The following is a 25,107-nucleotide window of genomic DNA, read 5'->3' as shown; positions in this document are numbered from 1 at the left end:
TTAACGATCTTTCGGGTCTAATGCGTCACGTAAGCCATCACCGATAAAGTTAAAGCAAAACAGTGTGACAACTAAGAACGAAGCCGGGAAAAGTAACAACCAAGGAGAAACTTCCATTGAGTTTGCACCATCACTTAATAGTGCTCCCCAACTACTTAATGGTTCTTGTGTTCCTAAACCTAAGAAGCTTAAGAAGGATTCAAATAAAATCATACTAGGGACTAATAAAGAGGCATAAACCACAACGACACCCAGTACGTTAGGTACGATATGTCTTAACACGATATTGCGTGATGACACACCACAAACTAATGCAGCTTCAATAAACTCTTTACGTTTTAAACTTAAGGTTTGTCCTCTTACAATACGTGCCATATCGAGCCAAGATACCATCCCGATAGCAACGAAAATCAGTAAGATATTTTGACCAAAGAATGTCACTAATAAGATAACAAAGAACATAAATGGAAATGAGTTTAGGATTTCCAGTAAACGCATCATCACAGAGTCAACACGTCCACCAATATAGCCCGCCATTGCGCCATACAGTGTACCAACAATAACGGCAACAAAAGCAGCCGCTATACCGACCATTAATGAAATACGTCCACCAATCGCAACACGGACTAATAAGTCACGCCCAGATGAGTCAGTACCAAAATAGTGAGAAGAGGCAAAATCAGGTGCCATTGACATCATCTCCCAATCGGTATCGTCATAGACAAAAGGCGATAACATTGGGGCAAAAATGACAAATAATAAAATAAAGAAAAGTAATATAAGGCTCGTAATTGCCGCTTTATTGTGCATAAAACGACGACGAGCGTCTTGCCATAAACTACGGCCTTCAATATCTAGCTGCTCCGAGAAATTCCCCAGAGCTTCGCTGTTTTCCTTCAGTGATAACATAACGCGCTCCAGTATCTATTAGTAACGAATTTTCGGATCAATAACGGCATATAAAATATCGACAATCGCATTAAAGAAAATTGTTAATGCACCTACGATAATGGTTAAGCTTAATACCAATGAGTAATCTCGGTTTAAAGCACCATTAACGAATAATTGTCCGATACCTGGCAATCCAAAGATGGTTTCAATAACCATTGAGCCCGTAATAATACCGACGAATGCAGGCCCCATATAAGAGATAACAGGTAGCAACGCAGGTTTTAAAGCATGACGCAGCACAATTCTTTTCATCGGCAAGCCTTTCGCTTTTGCCGTTCTGATAAAGTTTGAGTGTAATACTTCAATCATTGAACTACGGGTAATACGCGAGATACTGGCAATATAAGAAAGCGACAGTGCAATCATTGGTAGCAACATATATTGCACCGCACCGCCATTCCAGCCACCAGCTGGTAGCCACCTTAAGGTAATGGCAAAAATAAGTACAAGCAGTGGTGCAACAACGAAACTCGGTATTACAACCCCCGTCATGGCAAAAGTCATGACGGTATAATCCCATTTGGTGTTTTGATTCAGTGCGGCTATCACGCCTGCCCCCACACCTAAAATCACGGCAAAAATAAATGCCGACAGCCCTAATTTAGCTGAAACAGGGAATGCTTTACCGACTAAGGTGTTTACACTGTAGTCTTTATATTTAAAAGAAGGCCCTAAATCCCCTTTCGACAATTGAATTAAATAATCGAAGTATTGTTTATAAATGGGATCATTTAAGTGATATTTCGCTTCAATATTTGCCATGACCTCTGGTGGAAGTTTCCTTTCCCCTGTAAAAGGGCTACCAGGTGCTAAGCGCATCATAAAAAACGAAATTGTTATTAGAATAAATAGAGTCGGTATCGCTTCTAAAAAGCGACGAAAAATAAATTTGAGCATTGCCCGTTCCTATAACACAAACCTATTCAGGCGTGACGATAAAAAGACCTTGCCTTAAAAAAGACAAGGTCTCGCCCGATTACTTAGCAATAATGTACAAGTCTTTAGTATGTAAATTATCTAATGGATCTTTACCTGAATAACCACCCACATAAGGTTTAACTAAACGGGTGTTTACATAGTAGTAAAGTGGAACAATGGCCGAATCTTTATCTAATACGCCTTCAGCTTTTTGATAAATAGCGGCACGTTCGTCATCAGATTTCACACGTAAAGATTCTTTGATCAATGCGTCAAACTCTGTGTTTTTATAGTGAACAGTATTATTACTGCTGTAAGACAGCATCATGTTCAGGAATGAAGAAGGTTCGTTATAATCTGCACACCAGCCCGCACGCGCAACATCATAAGTTCCTTGGTGACGTGTATCTAAGAACGTTTTCCACTCTTGGTTTTCAAGAGACACATCTGCACCTAAGTTTTTCTTCCAAATTGAAGAAGCAGCAATTGCCACTTTTTTATGAAGATCTGAAGTATTGTACAGAAGTTTAAATTTCAGTGGGTTTGCTTTGTTATAGCCCGCCTCTTCTAACAATTGACGTGCTTTTTCATTGCGCTGTTCTTGTGTCCAAGTCGCAAACCATTCTGGTTTACTCTCTTTAATTCCGTCTGTAAATGGCGGAGTAAAACCGTAAGCGGGAATATCACCTTGGTTTTTCACTTTATAAGTGATGATATCTCTGTCCATTGACAGTTTCAGCGCTTCACGAACACGAGGATCATTAAACGGTGCTTTCTCATTATTAATTTCATAATAATAAGTACATAAATATGGGCTTATACGCAATTCATCTGGGATCTCTTTTTTCAGTTTTTGGAAAAGTTCGATCGGTAAATTGCTATATGTCATGTCGATTTCACCCGCACGATAGCGGTTTACGTCAGTGACTTCTGATGAGATAGGTAAGAACGTAACTTTATCAATAACAGTATTTTTGTTATCCCAATAAGTTGGGCTACGTTCTAAAACAATACGTTCGTTGACGGTCCAGTCTTTTAAATTATAAGCGCCGTTGCCGACGAAGTTAGCAGGTTGTGTCCATTTTTCACCAAATTTTTCAATTACTTTTTGGTTAACTGGCGACATGGAGGAGTGAGCTAATAATTTTGGTAAATAAGGCACTGCTTCAGATAAAGTGATTTCTAATGTGTTGTTATCTAATGCCTTAACACCTAATTCTGTGGCTTTTTTCTTACCTGCAATAATATCGTCAATATTCACGATATGCGCATATTGCAGATAGCTTTCATAAGGAGATGCAGTATTAGGATCCGCTAAACGTTGCCAGCTATAAACGAAATCTTGTGCTGTAACAGGTTCACCATTTGACCATTTAGCGCCTTCACGAATTTTGAATGTCCAAACAGTAAAATCTTTATTTTCCCAGCTGGTTGCAGAGCCAGGTAAAATTTCCCCATTTGGACCAACAATAGTCACGCCTTCGAAAAGATCACGCGCTAATGCAGACTCAGGTACACCTTCGATTTTATGAGGATCAAGTGATTGTGGTTCAGAGCCATTATTACGTACGAGCACTTGTTTTTCAGCTAATTTTACCCCGTCTGGAACAACAGCGGCATTAGCCGTTAGCGCTGACAATCCAAAGATTGCGCTTATTGCAATCGCCAACGCACTCTTTTTAGTTAAATTACTCATCTTATAAAATACTCCCAGTTAGTGAGCTGGTTGTTAGACAACCATTCTGTGATGTTCAGTTGTGTTTTAGAACGGTTTACACAACTTATTGTTTTTACAAAAAAATAAATCAATCTTGCTTATTTGCTATCAGTGCTTAATTGCCTGATAGCATTATAATTTTTTATGCCGCTATCTTTTTTGTGTAGCTTTTTATTGGTTAACTACTTTTTAAGTCACTTTTAATAATTCAAATCACACATAACTATAGAATATCGATAATTTACCAGTTTTAGTTATCTGCCTTTATAAAATAGCGCTTTAAGTCCGTATAATCAAAGGGGTCTTTGCCTGTAAATCCACCTACTTTTGGACTAACTAATCTAACACTGACTCGATAATAGACAGGTACTATCGCGGAGTCCTTGTCTAGCAAGGCTTCAGCGCGCTGATAGAGTTGATGGCGAGCCCCTTTATCAACAGCAATTGAGGCATTATTTAATGCATCATCGTAATCATTATTTTCATAAAAAACGGTATTCAGGCTACTTGTGGAAAGAAACGAGTTTAAAAACGAGGTTGGTTCATTGTAATCTGCACACCATGTTGCTCTCGCGACTTGGTAATTTCCTTGGTTACGGTTTTCTAATGCCGTTTTCCACTCTTGGTTTTGCAACGTCACATTGGCACCAATACTTTTTTTCCACATTGATGCGGCCGCTATTGCCTGCTGTTTATTTTGATCTGACGTATTGTAGAGCAAGGTAAAAGTCAGAGGATTTTGACCATCAAACCCCGCTTCTTTTAATAATTCACGCGCCCTTTCATTACGTTGCTGTTGTGTCCAATAAGCCCATTTAGGCGGTTTAAAATTACCATTGCCAATAAAAGAGGGAGTAAAAGAATAAGCCGGTATTTGTCCTTGTCCCATTATTTTTTCAGCAATGACTTCTCTATCAAGAGTCAATTTCACGGCTTCTCGAACACGAGGATCATCAAAAGGGGCTTTTTTATTATTTAATTCATAATAGAAAGTACATAAATATGGTGTGACATGTAAATTCTCTGGCTGCTCTTGCTTCATTTTTCTATAAAGAACAGGAGGAATAGCGCTATTAGTGATATCTATTTCACCGCTACGGTAGCGATTTATATCACTGGTTTCTGAACTAATTGGTAAAAATGTGGCTTGCTCAATAATGGTGTTTTTATTATCCCAATAAAGTGGATTTCGTTTTAAAGTCACCTTTTCATTCACCACCCAATTTTCAATAACATAAGCACCATTACCGACAAAGTTTTCAGGACGAGTCCAATTCACGCCATATTTTTCAACAATCTCTTTTTTAACTGGCTTTAACGGAGTGTGGCTGACCATATCGACTAAATAAGGGATTGGCTTGGTTAAATTGACTTGCAAAGTGTGAGCGTCTATCGCTTTCACACCTAATGTTTCAGGGGATTTTTTGCCACTAAGAATATCTGCAACATTTTCAACATAAGCATATTCGAGATAACTGGCATAAGGCGATCCTGTTTTAGGATCTACTACTCGACGCCAGCTATAAACAAAGTCTTCAGCTGTAACTGGTGTGCCATCACTCCACTTTGCGTCTTCTCGCAAATAGAATGTCCACACCTTGTTATCATTAGTTTCCCAGCGTTGTGCAACGCCAGGCATGCTTTCACCATTAGGTCCAACGTAGGTCAGTCCCTCTAATAAATTTAAAATAATATTAGTTTCTGGTGCGCCTTCTACTTTGTGCGGATCAAGTGATGAAACTTCAGTACCGTTATTAATCACAATATTCTGTTGTTTTGCCAGAATAGTACCTTCAGGAAGAGTGACGGCATGAGAAAAAAAGGAGGTTAATACAAGTGACATAATACTGAGTGGAAACACTATTTTTAACGTAACTTTATTTTTCATGGGTACCTCTCCTAATAAACAATAATTTATAGCGGGGTCGCTCAATTAACGATATGTATCGTTGTTAAATTTTGATTGTAATATTTGTGGCTCTCAAACGTTTAAAGATATTAATAAGATAAAAATGATACCAACACTCTTCTTTTTTACACTTATCGTAAATTTTGTCAATTAATGCGGTATTCTTATCACTTAACTTTATTGAGCCCTCTAGAGTTCTATCCTGAGAAAATAAAAAATATATATCGAGAGAAGCAAAACAACAAATAAACATTAAATTAACATCATGCAAGTTTTATAGATAGAAAACCTACTTAGCTCACAAAATTAATATAATTAGGATGGGTTTTATCCGACTTGCAGAACTTTATGATGCTTTGTTTGTAAAGAGTTTCTCTTTGAAATTAATTAAAAATAACAATAAATTCATCTTTAGACTGAATAACGATTCTAGTCTAAACATATTTATAGATTATTAAATATTCAATTTTATTATTTGTTTTTAATTTTTAATCTAAATGTTTAATTGAAATGTAATTAAACAATTTTTCATTTATATTTCTATGTGTTAGATAAAAAAACCTCTTTAATATACATATCGAATATTAAAGAGGTTTTTAATTTTAAAATGATATCATCAATTCTTTTCAGCTATTTAGCCGATTTGGATTGAAACCATTGTAGCTTCTCATTCAGTGTGACAACCTCCCCCACAATAATCAGTGCAGGGCTTTCCATTGTTTCTGCCATCTCTGCCAGTTGGCGTAATTGACCAACAATCACTTTTTGTGTGGTTAAAGTGCCCTTTTCAATAATCGCAATCGGCATGGTTGCGCGCATATTTTGGCTAAGTAGCATTTGCTGAATATAACGGGCTTTACTTAATCCCATATAAAAGACTAACGTTTGGTTTTCTTGTGCAATACATTGCCATTCAGCCTCGTTTAATCCTTTGCCATGCCCAGTAATAAAGCGGACACTTTGTGCATAATCTCGATGCGTTAAAGGAATACCCGCATATGTTGTACAGCCTGAAGCCGCGGTAATACCGGGGATCACTGAAAAGGGAATATGATGTTCAATCAAGGCTTCTAGCTCTTCGCTACCTCGACCAAAAATAAAGGGATCACCTCCTTTTAATCTCACCACCCGTTTTCCTGCTACGGCTTCTTTGATTAAAATTTGATTGATTTCATCTTGAGGAACACAATGAAAACCCGCTTGCTTACCAACATAAATACGCTGTGCATCTCTGCGGACTAATGCCATTACCTCATCAGATACTAATCTATCGTAAACCACCACATCAGCTTGTTGATACTGCTGTAACCCTTTAATAGTCATTAGCCCAGCATCACCCGGCCCTGCTCCGACTAAAACAACACTGCCTTGAGGTTGCTGATTTTCAGATAATAGCGCGCTAATACGTTGCTCAATATCGCCGTCTCTTTGTGCTTCAATTTCAGCTTGTAATGATTTATCTGCAAAAAATTGCTCCCAGAAATAACGTCTTGCACTTATGGATGAAAAACGTTGTTTTACTTCTTCTCTTAATTTTCCCGCAAGTTTCGCTAATGCACCGAGATAATTTGGGAGTAGTTGCTCAATTTTTTCTCGCAAAATACGCGCTAGCACAGGGGCTTTTCCGCCCGATGAAATAGCCACCACAATAGGAGAACGATCGATAACAGAAGGCATAATAAAGCTGGCTTGTTCTGGTGAATCAACCACATTACAAAATATCTGTTTCTCTGTCGCGGATTGAAAAACCTGTTGATTCACTTGCTCACTATCTGTTGCCGCAATAACAAGCCACTTACTTGATAGATGATCCGCAGTAAATACACCAGTGATGCAGTTTAATTTTTGCTCAGAATGCCACTGTATAAACTGCTCTGTAAACGAAGGTGCGATAACAGAAATAATAGCACCCGCCTCCATAAGCAATCGGGCTTTACGTTCAGCTATCTCACCCCCTCCCACTAATAAACAAGGTTTATCTTTAAGCTGACAGAATATTGGAAAGTAATCCATATTCATTCCCCTATTTATTGAGATGATTCATTACGGCTACGTACGCTGACAGTATTGCCTTCAACCTTGACGTCAAAATGGGTGATCGAGAAACTCTCATCTTCAAGGCAAAAACCATCCGTTAAACGAAAATGCTGTTTTTTCAGCGGACTGACGATATACAACTCATTTTCATGTTCAGCGATCAGCCCTCGAGATAAAACACTCGAATGTGCAAAGGGATCTATATTGCTTAACGCATATAAACGTGCATCAGAATAAGGGCGAAATATGGCAACGTGATCTTGTTCCACCAGCGCACAAACACCTGTTCCTGGCGTAATGTCATCTAATTGGCAAACAGCTATCCATTGGCTCATGATTGCGCCTCCTCAGTGATCATTTTGATATCAATACGTTCATGTAAACGTGCGGGACGGTGTTGAAAACGTTCTTTTACCGTTTGTACAGTCGGATCAGGCATTGGATTATTAATAAAGTGGGCAAAACGTTTTAATGCTTTTGGAGAATCAACTGTTTCTTTCCATTCACAAGCGACACGTTCTTGTAAGGCTTTCAGTTCTTTTTCTAACTGTGCATTTAAGCCTAATTTGTCGTTAATAATGACATCACGTAAATATTCAATACCGCCTTCTAAATTATCTAGCCACACTGAAGTGCGTTGCAGTTTATCGGCGGTGCGAATATAAAACATCATAAAACGGTCGATATAATGTACTAAAGTTTCTTCATCGAGATCAGATGCAAAGAGATCACCATGGCGTGGTTTCATACCGCCATTTCCACCAAAATAGAGGTTCCAACCTTTATCTGTGGCGATAATCCCCACATCTTTTCCTTGCGCTTCAGAACATTCACGGGTGCAACCTGAGACACCAAATTTCATCTTATGAGGTGTTCTAATGCCTTTATAGCGATGCTCTAACGCAACCCCCAAACCGACACTATCACCGACGCCAAAACGACACCAACTGCTACCCACACACGTTTTTACCATGCGCAGTGCTTTCGCATAGGCATGACCTGTTTCAAAACCCGCAGCAATCAGTTTTTCCCAAATAGCGGGTAAATCCTGTTTATGCGCACCGAACATCGCCATGCGTTGCGAGCCAGTAATTTTGGTATATAGATTATATTCTTGAGCAATTTGCCCAATAGCAATAATGCCTGCGGGTGTAATTTCACCACCTGGAGAGCGAGGAATAATGGAATAAGTCCCATCTTTTTGCATATTCGCAAGGAAGTTATCATTAGTATCTTGCAGAGCAACTAAATCATCACGCAAGATATAATCGTTCCAACATGAAGCAAGCAATGAACCCACTGTTGGTTTACATATTTCACAGCCATAACCTTGACCATGTTTTTTCAACAATTCATCAAAACTTTTCAGCCCTTCTACGCGAATAAGATGATAAAGCTCTTGGCGAGAATAGTGAAAATGCTCACAAAGATGGTGATTAACTTCGATACCTTGTTTTGCTAATTCTGCATTTAAAACTTGAGTCACCAATGGAATACAGCCACCACACCCTGTGCCCGCTTTGGTTTCTGCCTTAATAGCAGCGACTGTATGACATCCTCGTTCAATTGCTTGAATAATGTCGCCTTTTGTCACATCAAAACAAGAGCAGATTTGTGCAGTTTCAGGCAAGGAATCAACACCAATTGCTGGCTTACTTCCTGCATGTGCAGGCAAAATTAAGGAGTCTGGATGCTCTGGTAATTCAATAGTGTTCAGTGATAGTTGCAAAAGATTGCCATAATCTTCTGTATCGCCTACTAATACTGCGCCTAGTAGGTATTTGTTATCTTCACTGACAATCAGGCGCTTATAAATTTCTTTGCCTTCATCGAGATAAATATAACTACGACACCCTTCTTGACGACCGTGAGCATCACCGATACCGCCCACATCAACACCAAGAAGTTTTAATTTTGCGCTTAAATCGGCGCCTTGGAATACAGAGTGATGACCTAATAAATTATCAACCGCTACTTGCGCCATTTTGTAGCCCGGTGCAACTAAGCCGAACGTTTTATTTTGCCAAGATGCACATTCACCAATGGCGTAAATATCAGGATCGGTTGTTTGGCAATAATCATTAATAACAATGCCACCTCTTGGTGCGATATCTAAATCACATTGGCGAGCTAATTTATCTTTTGGGCGAATACCTGTGGAGAACACAATAAAGTCAACTTCAAGAGAAGTACCATCTGCAAATTGCAGTGTCTTACGTGCGCTTTCTCCCGTCGATAATATTTCTTGTGTATTTTTAGACGTATGCACTTTTACACCCATACGCTCTATTTTTCGCTTAAGTTGCTCACCACCTAATGCATCAAGCTGTTCTGCCATTAATGTTGGTGCAAACTCGATAACGTGAGTTTCAATACCCAAACTTTTTAGCGCACCAGCGGCTTCTAAACCTAAAAGTCCTCCACCAATCACCGCCCCTTTACGACTAATACGTGCGCAAGATTCGATTGCATTTAAATCTTCAATAGTCCGATAGACAAAGCAATCTGATGAGTTATTTCCCTTAATTGGAGGAACCCATGGATAAGAGCCCGTTGCCATCACTAACTTATCGTAACTAACACAACGCCCCGTATTAGTGTGTACCACTTTTTCGTCACGATTAATGGTAATAACACGCTCACCAATTAATACTTCTATTTGGTGTTTTTCGTAATAGCCTTGTTTAACTAAAGAGAGTTCTTCTGCGGTGTGATGGGAGAAATAAGAGGAGAGATGGACTCTATCATATGCAACGCGAGGTTCTTCACAAAAGACGACAATATTAAATTCTTCATTGCCACCTTTATCAATCAACTCTTCGATATAACGGTGCCCCACCATACCATTACCGATGATTGCGAGTGTTTTCTTGCTCATTTTTGCCTCAGATTTAAAGATTTCTAAGGCTAAAATACGAAACTACTCATAAGGGATATTGATGAATATCAAATACAGCTTAATCAATTCAGCTACTACAACTTAATAGTCAATGGGTTACTACTAAAGGAGTATTTCATCATCCTATTCTTGCGGTTAATTATTCTTCTACCATAATTAATTTTAGCCACTTATAACGAAGAGTTATATGTAAGCGTAATTAAAACTTTGCGCATTGGTCACGTTTTGCCTAAGTTAATTTCACAAAGTAATAACTAATAAGTTATTGACATAACGACTTTAGCTACACCGTTTCAGGGAGCGTCTCATGAAAGCAAAATTATTATCATTATTCGTTGTGGGTGCCCTTTCCGTACCGGCATTTGCAGCAACACCTGCTAATACATTAATTGTGGTACAAGGGCTTGATGATATTGTCAGCCTTGATCCTGCTGAAAGTAATGAGTTATCGAGTATTCAGACTGTACCGAGTTTATACCAACGTATTGTTCAACCTAATCGTGATAATCCAGAAATTAATGAACCCATTTTAGTTGAAAGTTGGCAAGCAAATCCTGAACAAAAAACAATCGTATTTAAAATTAAACCCAACGCAAAATTTGCATCGGGCAACGCTGTGCGTCCTGAAGATATTATCTTCTCTTATCAGCGTGCGATCACCATGAATAAATCACCTGCCTTTATTCTAAATGTCTTGGGTTGGAAAACAGATAACATCAATTCGTTGCTAAAAAAAATCAGTGATAACGAATTGGAAGTACGTTGGACTGCCGATGTCAGCCCTGATGTTGTGCTAAATATCCTTTCAACCCCGATTGCTTCTATTGTTGATGAAAAGCTGGTTTCTGCTCATGTTAAAAATAATGACTTTGGTAATAGCTGGCTAAAAATGAATTCAGCAGGAAGTGGTGCATACAAAATGCGCGCTTATCAACCGCGTCAAGCCATTGTGTTAGAAGCTAACCCACTTTCGCCAACTGGCGCGCCTAAAATGGCAAATATTATTATTAAAAACGTGCCTGATCCCGCATCTCGTCGCTTACTAATTGAAAAAGGCGATGCAGATATTGCACGCGAATTAGGCACAGACCAGACTGCTGCATTAGCAGGCAAAGCAGGGATCAAAATTTTAGATATCCCTTCTGCTGAACAAGTGTATATGGCGTTTAATACTGCCAGTGGAAATCCTGCACTGAGTAACCCTGCTTTTTGGGAAGCTTCGCGCTATTTAATTGACTACAAAGGTATTACTGAAGACTTAATGCGTGGTCAGTATTTTATTCACCAAAGTTTTTTACCTGTAGGTTTACCGGGCGCATTAAAAGATAATCCATTTACGTTTGATCCAGAAAAAGCCAAAGCAATTTTAGCTAAGGCAGGCATTACCAATGCACGCTTTACGTTAGATGTAGAAAATAAAGTCCCTTACATCACTGTGGCGCAATCCATTCAAGCAAGTTTTGCTCAAGCAGGTGTACAAGTTGATTTATTACCTGCTGCGGGTAGCCAAGTGTATAGTCGTGTGCGCGCTAAACAACATCAAGCAGCGATCCGCTTTTGGATCCCTGATTATTTTGATGCTCACTCAAATGCCAGTGCCTTTGCTTATAATGACGGACAATCCAACACTGTTGCTTGGTTAAATGGCTGGAAAATTCCTGAATTAAGTCAGCAAACATTGGCAGCACTTAATGAAGCGGATAAAACAAAACGTCAATCGCTCTATACTGAAATGCAAAAAGAGTTACAACGTAGCTCACCTTATGTGTTTATCGACCAAGGTAAAAACCAAATCGTCATGCGCGATAACGTCAAAGGTTATGCGCAAGGTCTAAATGCAGATATGGTCTATTATGACAAAGTAACTAAGTAATATTTTTTCTGAAACCATCCACAGTCATGTTACTGTGGATGGTCTATTTTTTGTCATTTCACTAGGCTATTGCTGTATGAATACTGCTATGACGTTACCTTTTCGTCTAAAAGGTCAGTTAATTACCTTTGCTCAAGGAATATTGACACTGGTGCTGACTCTTTTAGGGCTTCTTGTCATCACTTTTACGCTTTCTGCACTTTCCCCCGTCGACCCTGTTTTACAAATTGTCGGTGATCACGCAAGCCTCGAAACCTACAACCAAGTAAAACATGAGTTAGGGCTGGATTTACCTATCTACATGCAGTTTTTTCACTATGTGGAAGCACTGCTGCAAGGACATTTAGGTACCGCGACATCAACAGGCCAGCCTGTTCTTGATGATTTGTTAGCGACTTTCCCCGCGACATTGGAATTAGCAACTGTTGCATTACTGATTGGTGCCAGTCTCGGAATTTTATTCGGCGTTTTATGTGCGCGATTTGTGGGAACTCCCCTCGATTTTATTTTGCGAATTCTGACGTTATTAGGTAGTTCAGTCCCTATTTTCTGGCTAGGTTTGATTTTGTTATTGATCTTCTACGCCACATTGCAATGGACTGCTGGTCCCGGACGATTAGACGATATCTATCAATTCACCATTGAACCCATAACGGGTTTTGCATTAATTGATACATTATTAGCTGGCGATAAAGATGCTTTTTTTAATGCGTTATCGCACCTTATTTTACCAGTTTCTCTATTAGCGTATTTTGCCTTAGCTTCTATCACTCGCTTAACTCGCTCAGCCTGCTTAAACGAGATGAATAAAGAGTATGTCACGTTGGCAAGAGCAAAAGGTATTGGCGAGTTGCGTATTCTTTTTTATCACGTACTGCCTAATATTCGTGGTGTTTTAATGACTATTATCGCCCTGTCTTACACTGGCATGTTAGAAGGTGCCGTATTGACAGAAACGGTCTTTTCTTGGCCAGGAATTGGGCGATATCTCACAACAGCGCTTTTTGCGGGTGATACCACAGCCATTATGGGCGGTACTTTAATTATCGGTTTATGCTTTGTCTTTATTAATAATATGACCGATATCGTTATTCGTTTGACTGATCCGAGGCTCCGCTAATGTCATCCTCATTTTTAAGAAAAATAGCGCGTTCGCCTTCCGCATTTATCGGTTTATCGTTGCTCATTTTACTGTTAATTATTGCGATTTTTGCACCTTGGCTAGCCCCTTATGATCCAAATTGGCAACATGCAGCCCAACGTTTATTAGCGCCCAATGCTGAACATTGGTTAGGCACAGATAATTATGGGCGCGATATTCTTTCTCGCCTTATCTATGGTACTCGCCCCATGCTAGGCTTAGTGGGACTGGTGGCGCTTATTACGTTACCTTTAGGATTATTGATTGGGATTTTATCTGGATATTACGGTGGTTGGACTGAACGTATTTTAATGCGCTTCACCGATATTGTGATGTCAATGCCTTCCCTTATTCTCGCTTTCGCTTTTGTCGCAATGTTAGGCCCTGGCCTACTCAATGGTGCATTAGCACTGGCTTTAACTGCATGGCCAGCTTATGCGCGACAATCGCGCAGTGAAATTCAACATTTACGCAATAGTGATTATCTTGCTGCGGCTGAAATGATGGGAATTAAGGGTATCCGACTGTTATGGGGACATATTTTACCCCTGTGTTTACCTTCAGCCATTGTTCGTTTAGCGCTGAACTTAGCGGTGATTATCCTCGCGGCAGCAGGATTGGGTTTTCTGGGATTAGGTGCTCGCCCACCGATGGCGGAATGGGGAGCAATGATCGCAGAAGGCATGCCTGTTATTTTTGATCAATGGTGGGTTGCCGCTATTCCGGGTACAGCAATTTTAATCAGCAGTCTGGCATTTAATTTATTGGGTGATGGATTACGCGATGTATTGGGAGATACCCATGAATAAAACACCATTAATTGAAGTAAATAACCTCTGTATTGATTTCCCAAAGGCAAGAGTGGTCAATAATGTCTCTTTCACTTTAGGGCAAGAGCGTTTGGCAGTTGTTGGCGAATCAGGCTCAGGCAAGTCAATGACCGCTCGTGCATTAATGGGATTAGTTCGTCAGCCGGGAAAAGTCAGCGCAGATAAACTAAGCTTGCAAGGAAGTAATCTATTGGATTTCTCGTCTCGCCAATGGAATAACATTCGAGGTAATACAATTTCAATGGTACTACAAGATCCTCGTTACGCCTTAAATCCTGTAAAAACCATTTATCAACAAGTAGAAGAAACCGTAAAACAGCATCAAAAACTTTCGCGCCAAGATAGACGCCAACTTATCATCGATACACTGCTGTCTGTTGGTTTACCTGAACAGAATATTTATCGCTATCCCGGTGAATTATCAGGTGGTATGGGGCAACGAGCAATGATAGCTATTGCGCTAATTAATAACCCTACTATTTTAATTGCCGATGAACCGACATCGGCACTTGATGCTCAGCTTCGCCATCAAATCCTTGAACTGATCACCACACAGTGTGAACAACGTAATATGGGCTTATTGCTAATTAGCCATGACTTGCCCCTTGTTGCCGAATATTGCGAACGTGTCATGGTGATGTACCAAGGCGAACAAGTCGATGAACTTAGTGCCAAAGACTTACCTACCGCCACGCATCCTTATACACGTACACTTTGGACATGTAGACCCAATGCAAGCACTTATGGCACTCAATTGCCCGTATTAGATAGAATGCTTAATTTCAAGGGAATACATCATGCTAATTGATATTCATGATTTACATGTTCAATTTGAGCAAGGTAAACAAGCCAAGCACGTTGTAAAAGGAATTAATTTACATGTTCAACAAGGTGAAACCTTTAGCTTAATAGGTCGTTCTGGCTGTGGAAAGTCGACTGTTTTACGTGTAATTGCTGGGTTATTGCCCCATTGGCAAGGTAATATATCGCTTTTAGGGCAAACTATTAAACCTCGACAACGTTTTCAAGGGACATTACGCCGTAATATACAAATGGTATTTCAAGATCCCTACGCCTCTTTACACCCTCAACACCGTATTGAACGGGCGTTTTCTGAGCCTTTAAAAATCCATCAAATTCCTTTTGACAAAGATACGATTGAGCAAGCATTAGCCCAAGTTGGTTTGCCTGCGGATGTAACAAGTCGTTATCCTCATCAACTTTCTGGTGGACAGCGCCAACGTGTCGCTATTGCGAGAGCCCTTTTATTACAACCTCAATTATTACTTTTAGACGAGCCAACTTCAGCACTAGATATGTCAGTACAAGCCGAGATCTTAAACCTGCTTAACACACTGAAAAAACAGCATCATATGACATATTTATTAGTAAGCCATGATGCCGATGTGATTGCTCATATGTCTGATAGAGCCGCACTCATGGAAAATGGTGAGTTAACACAACATTATGATCGAGAAGCTTTATCAAAAGGGATACATCGCCTTGATTGAAATAAAAGAAAAACAGATGTGAAGAAAGGAGCAGAGCAGTATTTGAGTGATTCATACTGCTCTTTTAATAGCACTGCGCTGTGTTTACACTAATAAGCCCGGGAAAATAGAACGTAATCCGGTCACAATAAATTCAATACCTAACGACATTAATAATAAGCCCATTATACGAGTAACGACGTTAATGCCTGTTTGCCCTAAATATTTCACTAATAATGTTGCACTACGGAAAAGTAACCAACAACAGAATGCAAAAAAGATACTGGTTGCGGCTAATCCTAAAAAGTTAGTAAAGCCTTCCCAGCGAGAGCTCCACACAATACAAGAACTGATTGCTCCAGGCCCTGCCATTAATGGTAATGCTAAAGGTACAACTGCAACACTATTACGTACTGCGGATTCGTTTCGTTCTTGATTGTTTTGTTTATCTTCCCCTAAACGCCCATTTATCATTGTCATTGCAATAGTAACAATCAGTATTCCCCCTGCTATACGAAACGAGTCGATAGAAATACCAAAAATACTCAGTATAGAATCACCGATTAACAGAGAAGAAACTAAAATAATTGCAACGGAGCCATTCGCAATTAAGTTTGTTTTGTTACGCCCTGCATCAGTTTGATAACTCGTCATACTGATAAAGACAGGCAAAATACCAATTGGGTTTACAATCGCAAAAAGACCGACAAAAAATTTAATATAACCGGATAAATCCAGCAGTGACCCCATGAAAAGCCCCTTCTTGGCTAATAAACATGCGAATTATTCTATAAAAGATAGAGTAACTCCAAAAAATGCGCGTTACTTTAAATCAATAAACCAGTTAATTCTATTAGTTAACAAGTTTTTACCTAAAATATTCTCTTGTAAACTGATCAAAACCTAGTGGTTTAATTTTATATCGAAATAGAGTATACGACAAAAAAATCGTTGAATATTTATTTCATATAAGAATCATTCTCATAAATAGCCTTGCTGAAAGGTGTCAGCTTGCTAATTTTGTGACATACATCACGTTAATTAATTAGAAAGATGGTAAGCTGTTACCATTCGAAGAAAGAGGGTTACTTCGAAAATATATTTACCTTTATTATTGTTTTTTTTAAGTTTTTTAAGCAAATTATGCCCTCTTATAATTATTACTGAAATAAGCACATTATCATCTATCTAAGCTATTCTTATTAGTTATGACGATAACGGCTAATTTGCTTAAAAAATTTAACATTTTATCAGGAGTCTCTTTATGTCCGTAACTAACGTTACTGAACTCAATGATTTGGTTGCTCGTGTAAAAAAAGCTCAACGTGAATTTGCTAACTTCTCTCAAGAACAAGTTGATGCTATTTTCCGTGCTGCTGCATTAGCTGCCGCTGATGCCCGTATTCCTCTTGCAAAATTGGCTGTTAAAGAGTCTGGTATGGGTATCGTTGAAGATAAAGTGATTAAAAACCACTTTGCTTCTGAGTACATCTACAATGCGTATAAAGACGAAAAAACCTGCGGTATCTTATCTGAAGATCTGACTTACGGCACAATAACCATTGCTGAACCTATTGGGATCATCTGTGGTATCGTACCAACAACTAACCCAACTTCTACTGCGATTTTTAAAGCATTAATTAGCTTAAAAACACGTAATGGTATTATCTTCTCTCCACACCCTCGTGCAAAAGAAGCGACAAACCGTGCAGCTGAAATCGTCTTAAATGCAGCTATCGCTACTGGCGCACCAAAAGATATTATCGGTTGGATTGATGAGCCTTCTGTTGCCCTATCTAACGCGTTAATGCACCATGATGATATTAACCTGATCTTAGCGACAGGTGGTCCAGGCATGGTTAAAGCAGCGTATAGTTCTGGTAAACCAGCTATCGGTGTTGGTGCAGGTAATACACCAGTGGTTATTGATGATTCTGCTGATATCAAACGTGCAGTGGCTTCAATCTTAATGTCTAAAACTTTCGATAACGGCGTAATTTGTGCATCAGAGCAATCTGTTATCGTTGTTGACAGCATTTACAAACAAGTTCGTGAGCGTTTCTCAACTCATGGCGGTTACATGCTGACAGGTAAAGAATTAAAAGCTGTTCAAGACATCATCTTAAAAGACGGTAACTTAAACGCAGCTATCGTGGGTCAACCTGCAACAAAAATTGCTGAAATGGCTGGCATTGAAGTACCTGTAAATACCAAAATTTTAATTGGTGAAGTCAAAGAAACAACAGAAGCAGAACCATTTGCTCACGAGAAATTATCTCCACTATTAGCCATGTATCATGCTCAATCGTTTGAAGATGCGGTGCTAAAAGCTGAAAAATTAGTTGAGATGGGTGGTATCGGTCACACTTCTTGCTTATATACAGACCAAGATAACTGTCCTGAACATGTTGCCTACTTCGGCGACAAAATGAAAACATCTCGTATTTTAATCAATACTCCAGCATCTCAAGGTGGTATTGGTGACTTATACAACTTTAAGCTTGCTCCTTCTCTAACATTAGGTTGCGGTTCATGGGGTGGTAACTCCATTTCTGAAAACGTAGGGCCAAAACACCTTATCAACACTAAAACCGTGGCGAAAAGAGCAGAAAATATGTTGTGGCATAAACTTCCAAAATCTATTTACTTCCGCCGTGGCTGTTTACCTATCGCTCTAGAAGAGATTGCGACTGACGGTAAAAAACGTGCCTTTATCGTGACCGACAGTTTCTTATTCAACAATGGTTATGTTGATGAAGTCACTCGCGTACTGAAAAAATTTGGCGTTGAAACAGAAGTATTCTTTGAAGTTGAAGCCGATCCTACATTAAGTATTGTGCGTAAAGGCGCAGAACAAATGAACAGCTTTAAACCTGACGTGATCATCGCATTAGGTGGTGGTTCACCAATGGATGCGGCGAAAATCATGTGGGTTATGTATGAACACCCTGAAACTCATTTCGAAGAATTAGCATTACGCTTTATGGATATCCGTAAACGTATTTACAAATTCCCGAAAATGGGTGTGAAAGCACAAATGGTTGCTATCACAACAACATCAGGTACTGGCTCTGAAGTAACGCCATTTGCGGTAGTAACTGATGACGAAACAGGCCAAAAATATCCATTAGCAGACTATGCATTAACCCCAGATATGGCTATCGTTGATGCAAACCTTGTTATGAATATGCCTAAATCTCTGTGTGCATTTGGTGGTTTAGACGCTGTAACTCACGCATTAGAAGCCTATGTTTCTGTATTAGCGAACGAATATTCTGATGGGCAAGCACTGCAAGCATTAAAATTACTGAAAGAATATCTGCCTGCAAGTTATCATGAAGGCGCAAAAAACCCTGTTGCTCGTGAGCGTGTTCATAATGCGGCAACTATTGCAGGTATTGCTTTTGCTAACGCATTCTTGGGTGTTTGTCACTCAATGGCGCATAAATTAGGCTCTGAGTTCCATATTCCTCACGGTTTAGCTAATGCGTTATTAATTTCAAACGTTATTCGTTATAACGCTAATGACAACCCAACAAAACAAACTGCATTTAGCCAATACGACCGTCCTCAAGCACGTCGTCGTTATGCAGAAATTGCTGATCACTTAGAACTTTCAGCACCAGGTGACCGCACTGCTGCTAAAATTGAAAAATTGTTAGCTTGGTTAGAAGAAATGAAATCTTCATTAGGCATTCCATCTTCTATTCGTGAAGCTGGTGTTCAAGAAAGTGATTTCTTAGCAAGAGTTGATAAATTATCTGAAGATGCGTTTGATGATCAATGTACTGGTGCTAACCCACGTTACCCACTGATCTCTGAACTGAAACAACTGTTATTAGATTCTTACTACGGTCGTGAATTTAATGAGCATCCCGTTGTTGAAGTAAAAGAAGAAGCAAAACCAGCTAAAAAAAGCAGTAAAAAATAATCGAAACACACTGTGTTAATGTGATCCTCGATATTTCGGTTATTTGTTCTTAAATAGAAACCCAGTCCTATGGCTGGGTTTTTTTATGGCTGATCATTTGTTTATATGCATTTTGCTACTGATTTCTGAGATTGAGGAATAAGGCGGGATAAGTCACTATTCAGTCATAAATTATAGGTATTTACACCTAGTTAAAAAGTTTGGTTTTTACTATAAAAATAGTGTCTTCCTTTATACGTTCATAATTAGCTCTAAAAAAGACGCTGAACAACTTATCATTCAAGTCATACCATCGCATTACCATATTATAAAAAATGCCTTAGAGATGATTACAAGGCGCATCAAACTCTTTTCCTCTTTCATTAGTTGGTATAATTATTTCATTCTTACCTTATTTTCTTCATAAAATGACTATAACGATATGTGAAGCTATTGTGTTCGCTTTACGATTTACAATCGTGCTTTTCTTCTTATCCGATAAAAATAAATAGACTTCATCATTTTGATTATTAATTAGTAATCAAAATATAGAAATATAAATATTTTATATCCCTAGCTACATTGGATTTATAAAAAACATAATTTTAATAAAATATTATCGAAATGAGGCTTGCTAGCTGGCGAACGTAATAAAGGTCGCTATTTGTGCTTTCCACATAGAAATTACTCCTTTAGGAGTATAAAAGGAGCCTGTTTATCCGTATTGACAGGCATAAAGTGAAGTGCTTTATTTATTCAATAACAAATTAAGCATCCTATAATCAGCATCTATAAGACCCGATATAAATGTTTCATTATACAAACCATAGATAAAAGAAATATTTTTTCAGTATTTCATGACTATCTTTATTCAATTTTATTAAACTATGAATAATATAAATGCATCAAATGTCTATCTCTCTTATCATTTGTAAAAAACAATATCGACATCACAAAACAAACACCTTACGTATATTTGATTATGTCTTTTTTGATTAATGATAATGAAATAAATAAATTTCCCCATCAAAAAATAACATCTCGTCACAGACGAAAATCAAACTCACCGCAATTTGATATAAAAAAAGCCAATAAATTGGCTAAAAATTAAAAATATATAAGTATTTTTTAGTATTACGTAATATAACACTTTATTTGAATTCTTATTTCATCCCCCTCTTTCACTCTGACAAATTAGTAAAAGAGGGAAATTGAAAAGGTTACTCTTGTTCAATACACCCTTTTAGCGTTGCCTGCGTATAATGCTTACGGCAGACTGAAACATATTTTTCATTTCCACCTATTTCAACTTGAGCACCATCACTCAGTACATTTCCTTTATCATCTAAACGTAATACTTTATTTGCCTTTCTACCGCAGTAACATACTGTTTTAAGTTCTACCAGTTTATCAGCCCATGCTAATAAATAAGCACTACCTGTAAATAACTCACCTCTAAAATCCGTTCTTAATCCATAAGTGAGAACGGGAATATCATAGGTATCCGTTATTTCGCAAAGTTGTTCGACATGTGCCTTACTTAAAAATTGGCATTCATCAATCAATACACAGTGAATAGGCTGTTTGTTATGCTCAGCAACAATAACGTCGCGAATATTCATATCATCACTAAAGAGTAATGCATCCGCACTTAATCCTATTCTTGAGCTAATCTTCCCCTTTGCAAAGCGTGTATCAATAGCCGCAGTGAAAATCAATGTACGCATTCCTCGTTCATTATAGTTATAAGAGGATTGCAATAAAGATGTTGATTTTCCAGCATTCATGGCTGAATAATAAAAATAAAGTTGAGCCATCAGCTCACTCCTTAAATAGTGTTTATTTTCACGAGCGACAGTCTAACATAAACATTCTACAAGTTATCCATAACAAGTATTTATTACCTTTATTTCTATTCTAGATATACTACCGAAAGATGAACTTCGTTGTTAATGCTAATTTTTGCTTAAAAAATAAATAGCTTTAATAAGTACTTAACATATTAAAACACACCTTGATATACCTTTATTAAAGTATGAAAGTTAGTCCGATTCCATTTTTAGAAAAAAGTCCGTTATTATAAAAAAATGAACAAAGCTTTCTATTCTTTAGCATTAGCGCTATCATCAGTTAAAAGATGCATTTCCTTACTAATATTTCCTTTATTGACTAAAGATGCCTCAACTTTTATTATTTTTTTCGTTGAGATATTAGTTTAAAAAAAAGAAATTTTACGTAAGGTTTGTATTTAGGTATTGCAGAAATTTAAATAGCAATCTATTATTAGTATTACATCAGCCAACAACATTTATTTGAGACCAGGAAAATGAGCGAATCTTTAAAAATATTAAATAACATCCGTACTCTCCGTGCACAAGCAAGAGAAACTTCTTTAGAAACTTTAGAAGAAATGCTGGAGAAACTCGAAGTTGTCGTTAATGAGCGTCGTGAAGAATTCTCATTAGAAAAAGCAGCTGAAGAAGAACGTGTTCAAAAATTACAAAAATACCGTGAAATGTTAGAAGAAGCCGGTATTGATCCAACAGACTTACTTGAAGCAAGTGCTGTTAATAAAACAGGCCGTGCTAAACGTGCAGCTCGCCCTGCTAAATACTCTTACGTTGATGAAAATGGTGAAACTAAAACTTGGACAGGCCAAGGTCGTACACCAGCAGTAATCAAACGTGCTATTGATGAAGAAGGCAAATCATTAGACGATTTCCTGCTGTAATTTAAGTCAATACTCTATTTGAAATACCCTTTTAAATAATTAAAAGGGTATTTTCTTGTTTACCTCATTTAATTAAACAAGCGTTTAATTTTAATATGTGCTGATGTTGTTTGTATTAAATGTGGGTAAGCGAAAATAAAAAATGTAATAACTGCGTTATTTATTTTTATTTATAATGAAAAAGGAGCTTTTATAGCTCCTTTTTTCTTTGATCCAATTAAACTAATATTATTAATTTTTATAATAACTTAAATACCAATCAACAAACTGTTTTACGCCATATTCTACTTCGGTATTCGGCGAAAAACCTATTGTCTCAAACAAGTCTTGGCAATCAGCACAAGTAGAAAGCACATCACCATCTTGCATTGGCATTAAATTCAATTTAGCTTTAATATTTAGTGACTTTTCTATCGCTTCAATGAATGCCATCAATTTGGTTGGCTGCCCATTACCCACATTATAGATTTTATAAGGAGCAGAACTTGAAGACGTTTCACCTTTCTCTACTGTCCAGTTTTCATCTGCTTCTGGTACAACATTAACTAATCGAACAACAGATCCCACAATATCATCGACATAAGTGAAATCACGCGTCATATTTCCACTGTTATAAACATCAATAGGTTCGCCAGCTAGCATTGCCTTAGTAAATTTAAATAATGCCATATCAGGACGTCCCCAAGGACCATATACCGTAAAGAAACGTAATCCTGTTGTCGGTAATTGATATAAATGTGAATAGCTATGAGACATTAACTCATTGGCTTTCTTTGTTGCCGCATATAATGAAACTGGGTGATCAACACTATCTTCTGTTGAGAAAGGCTGTTTCTGATTTAAACCATAAACCGAGCTTGAAGAGGAATAGATAAGATGTCCGACTTTATTATGGCGACATCCTTCTAATATATTAATATGCCCAACAATATTCGCATCAATATATGCCATTGGGTTTTCAATTGAATAGCGAACACCTGGTTGAGCAGCTAAATGAATAACTCGGTCAAATTGGTGTGATGCAAATAATTGAGCCACTTTTGCTGAGTCAACGATATCAAGTTTCTCAAAATGGAATTTTTCTAGCTGTTGTAATTTAGCTAATCGAGCTTCTTTTAAACGCACATCATAATAATCATTCATGTTATCTATTCCGACAACATGATAACCCATTTCGATTAAACGCTGGCTCATATGATAGCCAATAAAACCCGCAGCACCTGTTACCAATATTTTCATATTATTACTCAATAACCCAATAATTTATTTTTCATGTCAACGCTATCATGCTTAATATCACCTAGATTAAACATCATAACGCTTAACATCGTCATACATTACAGAAATCAACATGGCTCAATACTAAATGCATTGAGCCATACCTTAATCTCTTACAATCACTTTATCTAGCTTTTCTCATAAAATATCAGCTTATTATGCATCATTCATTTATAAGAATTATACAATGAGATTAACCATATAAATGATTATTAATGGGCTTTATTTCACTGTATCTTTAATGATTTTAGCCATTGTGCAAAGTCTTCACCGAACTCTTCGTGCTGTATTCCGTACTCTACGAAGGCTTTCATATACCCTAATTTATTACCACAATCGTGGCTTTTCCCTTGCAGGTGATAAGCTTCAACAGCTTCTTTTTCAATCAGCATTGCAATCGCATCCGTTAACTGAATTTCATCTCCGGCACCAGGTGCTGTTCTCGCTAATAGTGGCCAAATACTTTCAGATAACACATAACGCCCTACGATAGATAAATTCGAAGGTGCTTCTTCTTTCTTAGGTTTTTCAACAACACGAGTAATTGGTTTGCTATCACCTGGGAATAAGTTTTCACCCATGCAATCAACAATACCATAATTAGAGACTTCATCTTCAGGAACAGGCTCAACAAGGATTTGACTTGCGCCTGAACGCTCAAAATGAGAAAGCATCTCTTTTAAGTTAACTTTCGTTAAATCAGCACTGTATCTGTCTAAAATAACATCAGGCAGGATAACAGCGAAAGGTTCATCACCAATTAATGGCTTAGCACATAAAATGGCATGGCCTAATCCTTTCGCTATTCCCTGACGAGTTTGCATAATAGTGACATGGCTTGGGCAAATGCCTTGTACTTCTTCTAATAACTGGCGTTTTACTCGTTTTTCTAAAATTGCTTCTAATTCAAAACTTGTATCAAAATGGTTTTCAATTGAATTTTTAGATGAATGTGTAACAAGTACAATTTCATTAATACCTGCGGCAATACATTCATTCACCACATATTGAATAAGAGGCTTATCAACCACTGGCAACATTTCTTTTGGAATTGCCTTGGTTGCAGGTAGCATTCGTGTTCCTAATCCAGCAACAGGGATCACCGCTTTTCTAACTTTACGCACTGCTGATGACATTATACTTCTCCTGCAATTCGTACCGTTCTACTTTCAGATGTGAATGGGTACAATTAAAAATAATCGCCAGAGTATACCAGCTAATATCTAAGGATAAACAGAGTCCTACCCGTTAATTGAGATAGTTCTTCATTTATGTTTAATATATGCACGATATTCTGTTTTTATTTAATCTAAATTTAACTTTTATAGATAGGGGAAAACATTAATTTAATCTGGTTTGTGTTATCCCAAATTTTACATTGCCAATTTGTTCCCTCACATTTTACTTGATTAATATATAAAAG

18 protein-coding genes are annotated in these 25,107 nt (G+C 37.9%); 7 read left to right on the top strand and 11 right to left on the bottom strand.

The genetic code is table 11. From position 1 onward, the window contains the following. The 7 genes from oppC to nirB form a co-directional block, all read right to left on the bottom strand. Positions 1 to 909, bottom strand: a complete 909-nt coding sequence (gene oppC / locus JEP36_RS06135; RefSeq protein WP_100160272.1) for an oligopeptide ABC transporter permease OppC — start codon at positions 907 to 909, stop codon at positions 1 to 3. Between the two features lie 18 nt (positions 910 to 927). Further along, positions 928 to 1,848, bottom strand: a complete 921-nt coding sequence (gene oppB / locus JEP36_RS06130) for an oligopeptide ABC transporter permease OppB (protein ID WP_023581988.1) — start codon at positions 1,846 to 1,848, stop codon at positions 928 to 930. Positions 1,849 to 1,927: 79 nt separating this feature from the next. Beyond that, a complete protein-coding gene (gene oppA / locus JEP36_RS06125) occupies positions 1,928 to 3,565 on the bottom strand; it encodes an oligopeptide ABC transporter substrate-binding protein OppA (RefSeq protein WP_109372137.1) in 1,638 nt (545 codons plus the stop codon). Positions 3,566 to 3,836: 271 nt separating this feature from the next. After that, entirely contained in the window at positions 3,837 to 5,474 is a 1,638-nt protein-coding gene (locus JEP36_RS06120; RefSeq protein ID WP_198625699.1) for an ABC transporter substrate-binding protein, read from the bottom strand. A gap of 651 nt (positions 5,475 to 6,125) precedes the next feature. After that, on the bottom strand, positions 6,126 to 7,508 hold the full coding sequence (gene cysG, locus JEP36_RS06115) for a siroheme synthase CysG (RefSeq protein WP_198629983.1): 1,383 nt from the start codon (positions 7,506 to 7,508) through the stop codon (positions 6,126 to 6,128). A gap of 14 nt (positions 7,509 to 7,522) precedes the next feature. Further along, complete coding sequence (gene nirD / locus JEP36_RS06110) at positions 7,523 to 7,867, bottom strand: nitrite reductase small subunit NirD (protein WP_198619934.1); 345 nt, start codon at positions 7,865 to 7,867, stop codon at positions 7,523 to 7,525. Continuing rightward, positions 7,864 to 10,410, bottom strand: coding sequence for a nitrite reductase large subunit NirB (gene nirB / locus JEP36_RS06105; RefSeq protein ID WP_198619933.1), 2,547 nt, complete (start codon positions 10,408 to 10,410; stop codon positions 7,864 to 7,866). Before nirB ends, nirD begins: the two co-directional genes overlap by 4 nt. Before the next feature lie 328 nt (positions 10,411 to 10,738). Here nirB and JEP36_RS06100 point away from each other — a divergent pair, with 328 nt between their 5' ends. From JEP36_RS06100 to JEP36_RS06080, 5 genes are all read left to right on the top strand, one after another. After that, positions 10,739 to 12,304, top strand: coding sequence for an ABC transporter substrate-binding protein (locus JEP36_RS06100; protein ID WP_109372126.1), 1,566 nt, complete (start codon positions 10,739 to 10,741; stop codon positions 12,302 to 12,304). Between the two features lie 76 nt (positions 12,305 to 12,380). After that, positions 12,381 to 13,424, top strand: coding sequence for an ABC transporter permease (locus JEP36_RS06095; RefSeq protein ID WP_196532557.1), 1,044 nt, complete (start codon positions 12,381 to 12,383; stop codon positions 13,422 to 13,424). Beyond that, a complete protein-coding gene (locus tag JEP36_RS06090) occupies positions 13,424 to 14,254 on the top strand; it encodes an ABC transporter permease (protein ID WP_100160281.1) in 831 nt (276 codons plus the stop codon). Before JEP36_RS06095 ends, JEP36_RS06090 begins: the two co-directional genes overlap by 1 nt. Then, on the top strand, positions 14,247 to 15,083 hold the full coding sequence (locus tag JEP36_RS06085) for an ABC transporter ATP-binding protein (protein WP_198619931.1): 837 nt from the start codon (positions 14,247 to 14,249) through the stop codon (positions 15,081 to 15,083). The genes JEP36_RS06090 and JEP36_RS06085 overlap by 8 nt, the downstream gene beginning before the upstream one ends. Further along, complete coding sequence (locus tag JEP36_RS06080; RefSeq protein WP_198625764.1) at positions 15,070 to 15,786, top strand: ABC transporter ATP-binding protein; 717 nt, start codon at positions 15,070 to 15,072, stop codon at positions 15,784 to 15,786. Before JEP36_RS06085 ends, JEP36_RS06080 begins: the two co-directional genes overlap by 14 nt. Before the next feature lie 84 nt (positions 15,787 to 15,870). Here the strand turns inward: JEP36_RS06080 and JEP36_RS06075 are convergent, their stop codons facing one another. Then, positions 15,871 to 16,515 (bottom strand): YchE family NAAT transporter, encoded by a 645-nt coding sequence (locus tag JEP36_RS06075; RefSeq protein WP_109372118.1) that lies wholly within the window; start codon positions 16,513 to 16,515, stop codon positions 15,871 to 15,873. A 514-nt stretch (positions 16,516 to 17,029) separates the two neighbouring features. On the opposite strand from JEP36_RS06075, the gene adhE reads away from it, so the two are divergent. Continuing rightward, positions 17,030 to 19,696, top strand: coding sequence for a bifunctional acetaldehyde-CoA/alcohol dehydrogenase (adhE, locus tag JEP36_RS06070; RefSeq protein ID WP_198629982.1), 2,667 nt, complete (start codon positions 17,030 to 17,032; stop codon positions 19,694 to 19,696). Between the two features lie 1,199 nt (positions 19,697 to 20,895). Here adhE and JEP36_RS06065 read toward each other — a convergent pair. Next, a complete protein-coding gene (locus JEP36_RS06065; RefSeq protein WP_023581977.1) occupies positions 20,896 to 21,492 on the bottom strand; it encodes a thymidine kinase in 597 nt (198 codons plus the stop codon). Between the two features lie 509 nt (positions 21,493 to 22,001). On the opposite strand from JEP36_RS06065, the gene hns reads away from it, so the two are divergent. Further along, positions 22,002 to 22,406, top strand: a complete 405-nt coding sequence (gene hns, locus JEP36_RS06060; protein WP_088495367.1) for a histone-like nucleoid-structuring protein H-NS — start codon at positions 22,002 to 22,004, stop codon at positions 22,404 to 22,406. 231 nt (positions 22,407 to 22,637) lie between these two features. Here the strand turns inward: hns and JEP36_RS06055 are convergent, their stop codons facing one another. Both JEP36_RS06055 and galU read right to left on the bottom strand, forming a co-directional pair. Then, positions 22,638 to 23,645, bottom strand: coding sequence for an NAD-dependent epimerase (locus JEP36_RS06055; RefSeq protein ID WP_198619930.1), 1,008 nt, complete (start codon positions 23,643 to 23,645; stop codon positions 22,638 to 22,640). 266 nt (positions 23,646 to 23,911) lie between these two features. After that, the gene (gene galU, locus JEP36_RS06050) at positions 23,912 to 24,820 is read right to left on the bottom strand and encodes a UTP--glucose-1-phosphate uridylyltransferase GalU (protein ID WP_198619929.1); all 909 of its coding nucleotides are present in this window, start codon (positions 24,818 to 24,820) and stop codon (positions 23,912 to 23,914) included. Positions 24,821 to 25,107: the final 287 nt, after the last annotated feature.

It is taken from the genome of Proteus sp. PR00208, assembly GCF_016238545.1.
Lineage (GTDB): Bacteria > Pseudomonadota > Gammaproteobacteria > Enterobacterales > Enterobacteriaceae > Proteus.
Note: the sequence above shows the minus strand (reverse complement) of the source record. Positions and strands in the feature narration are given on the sequence as shown.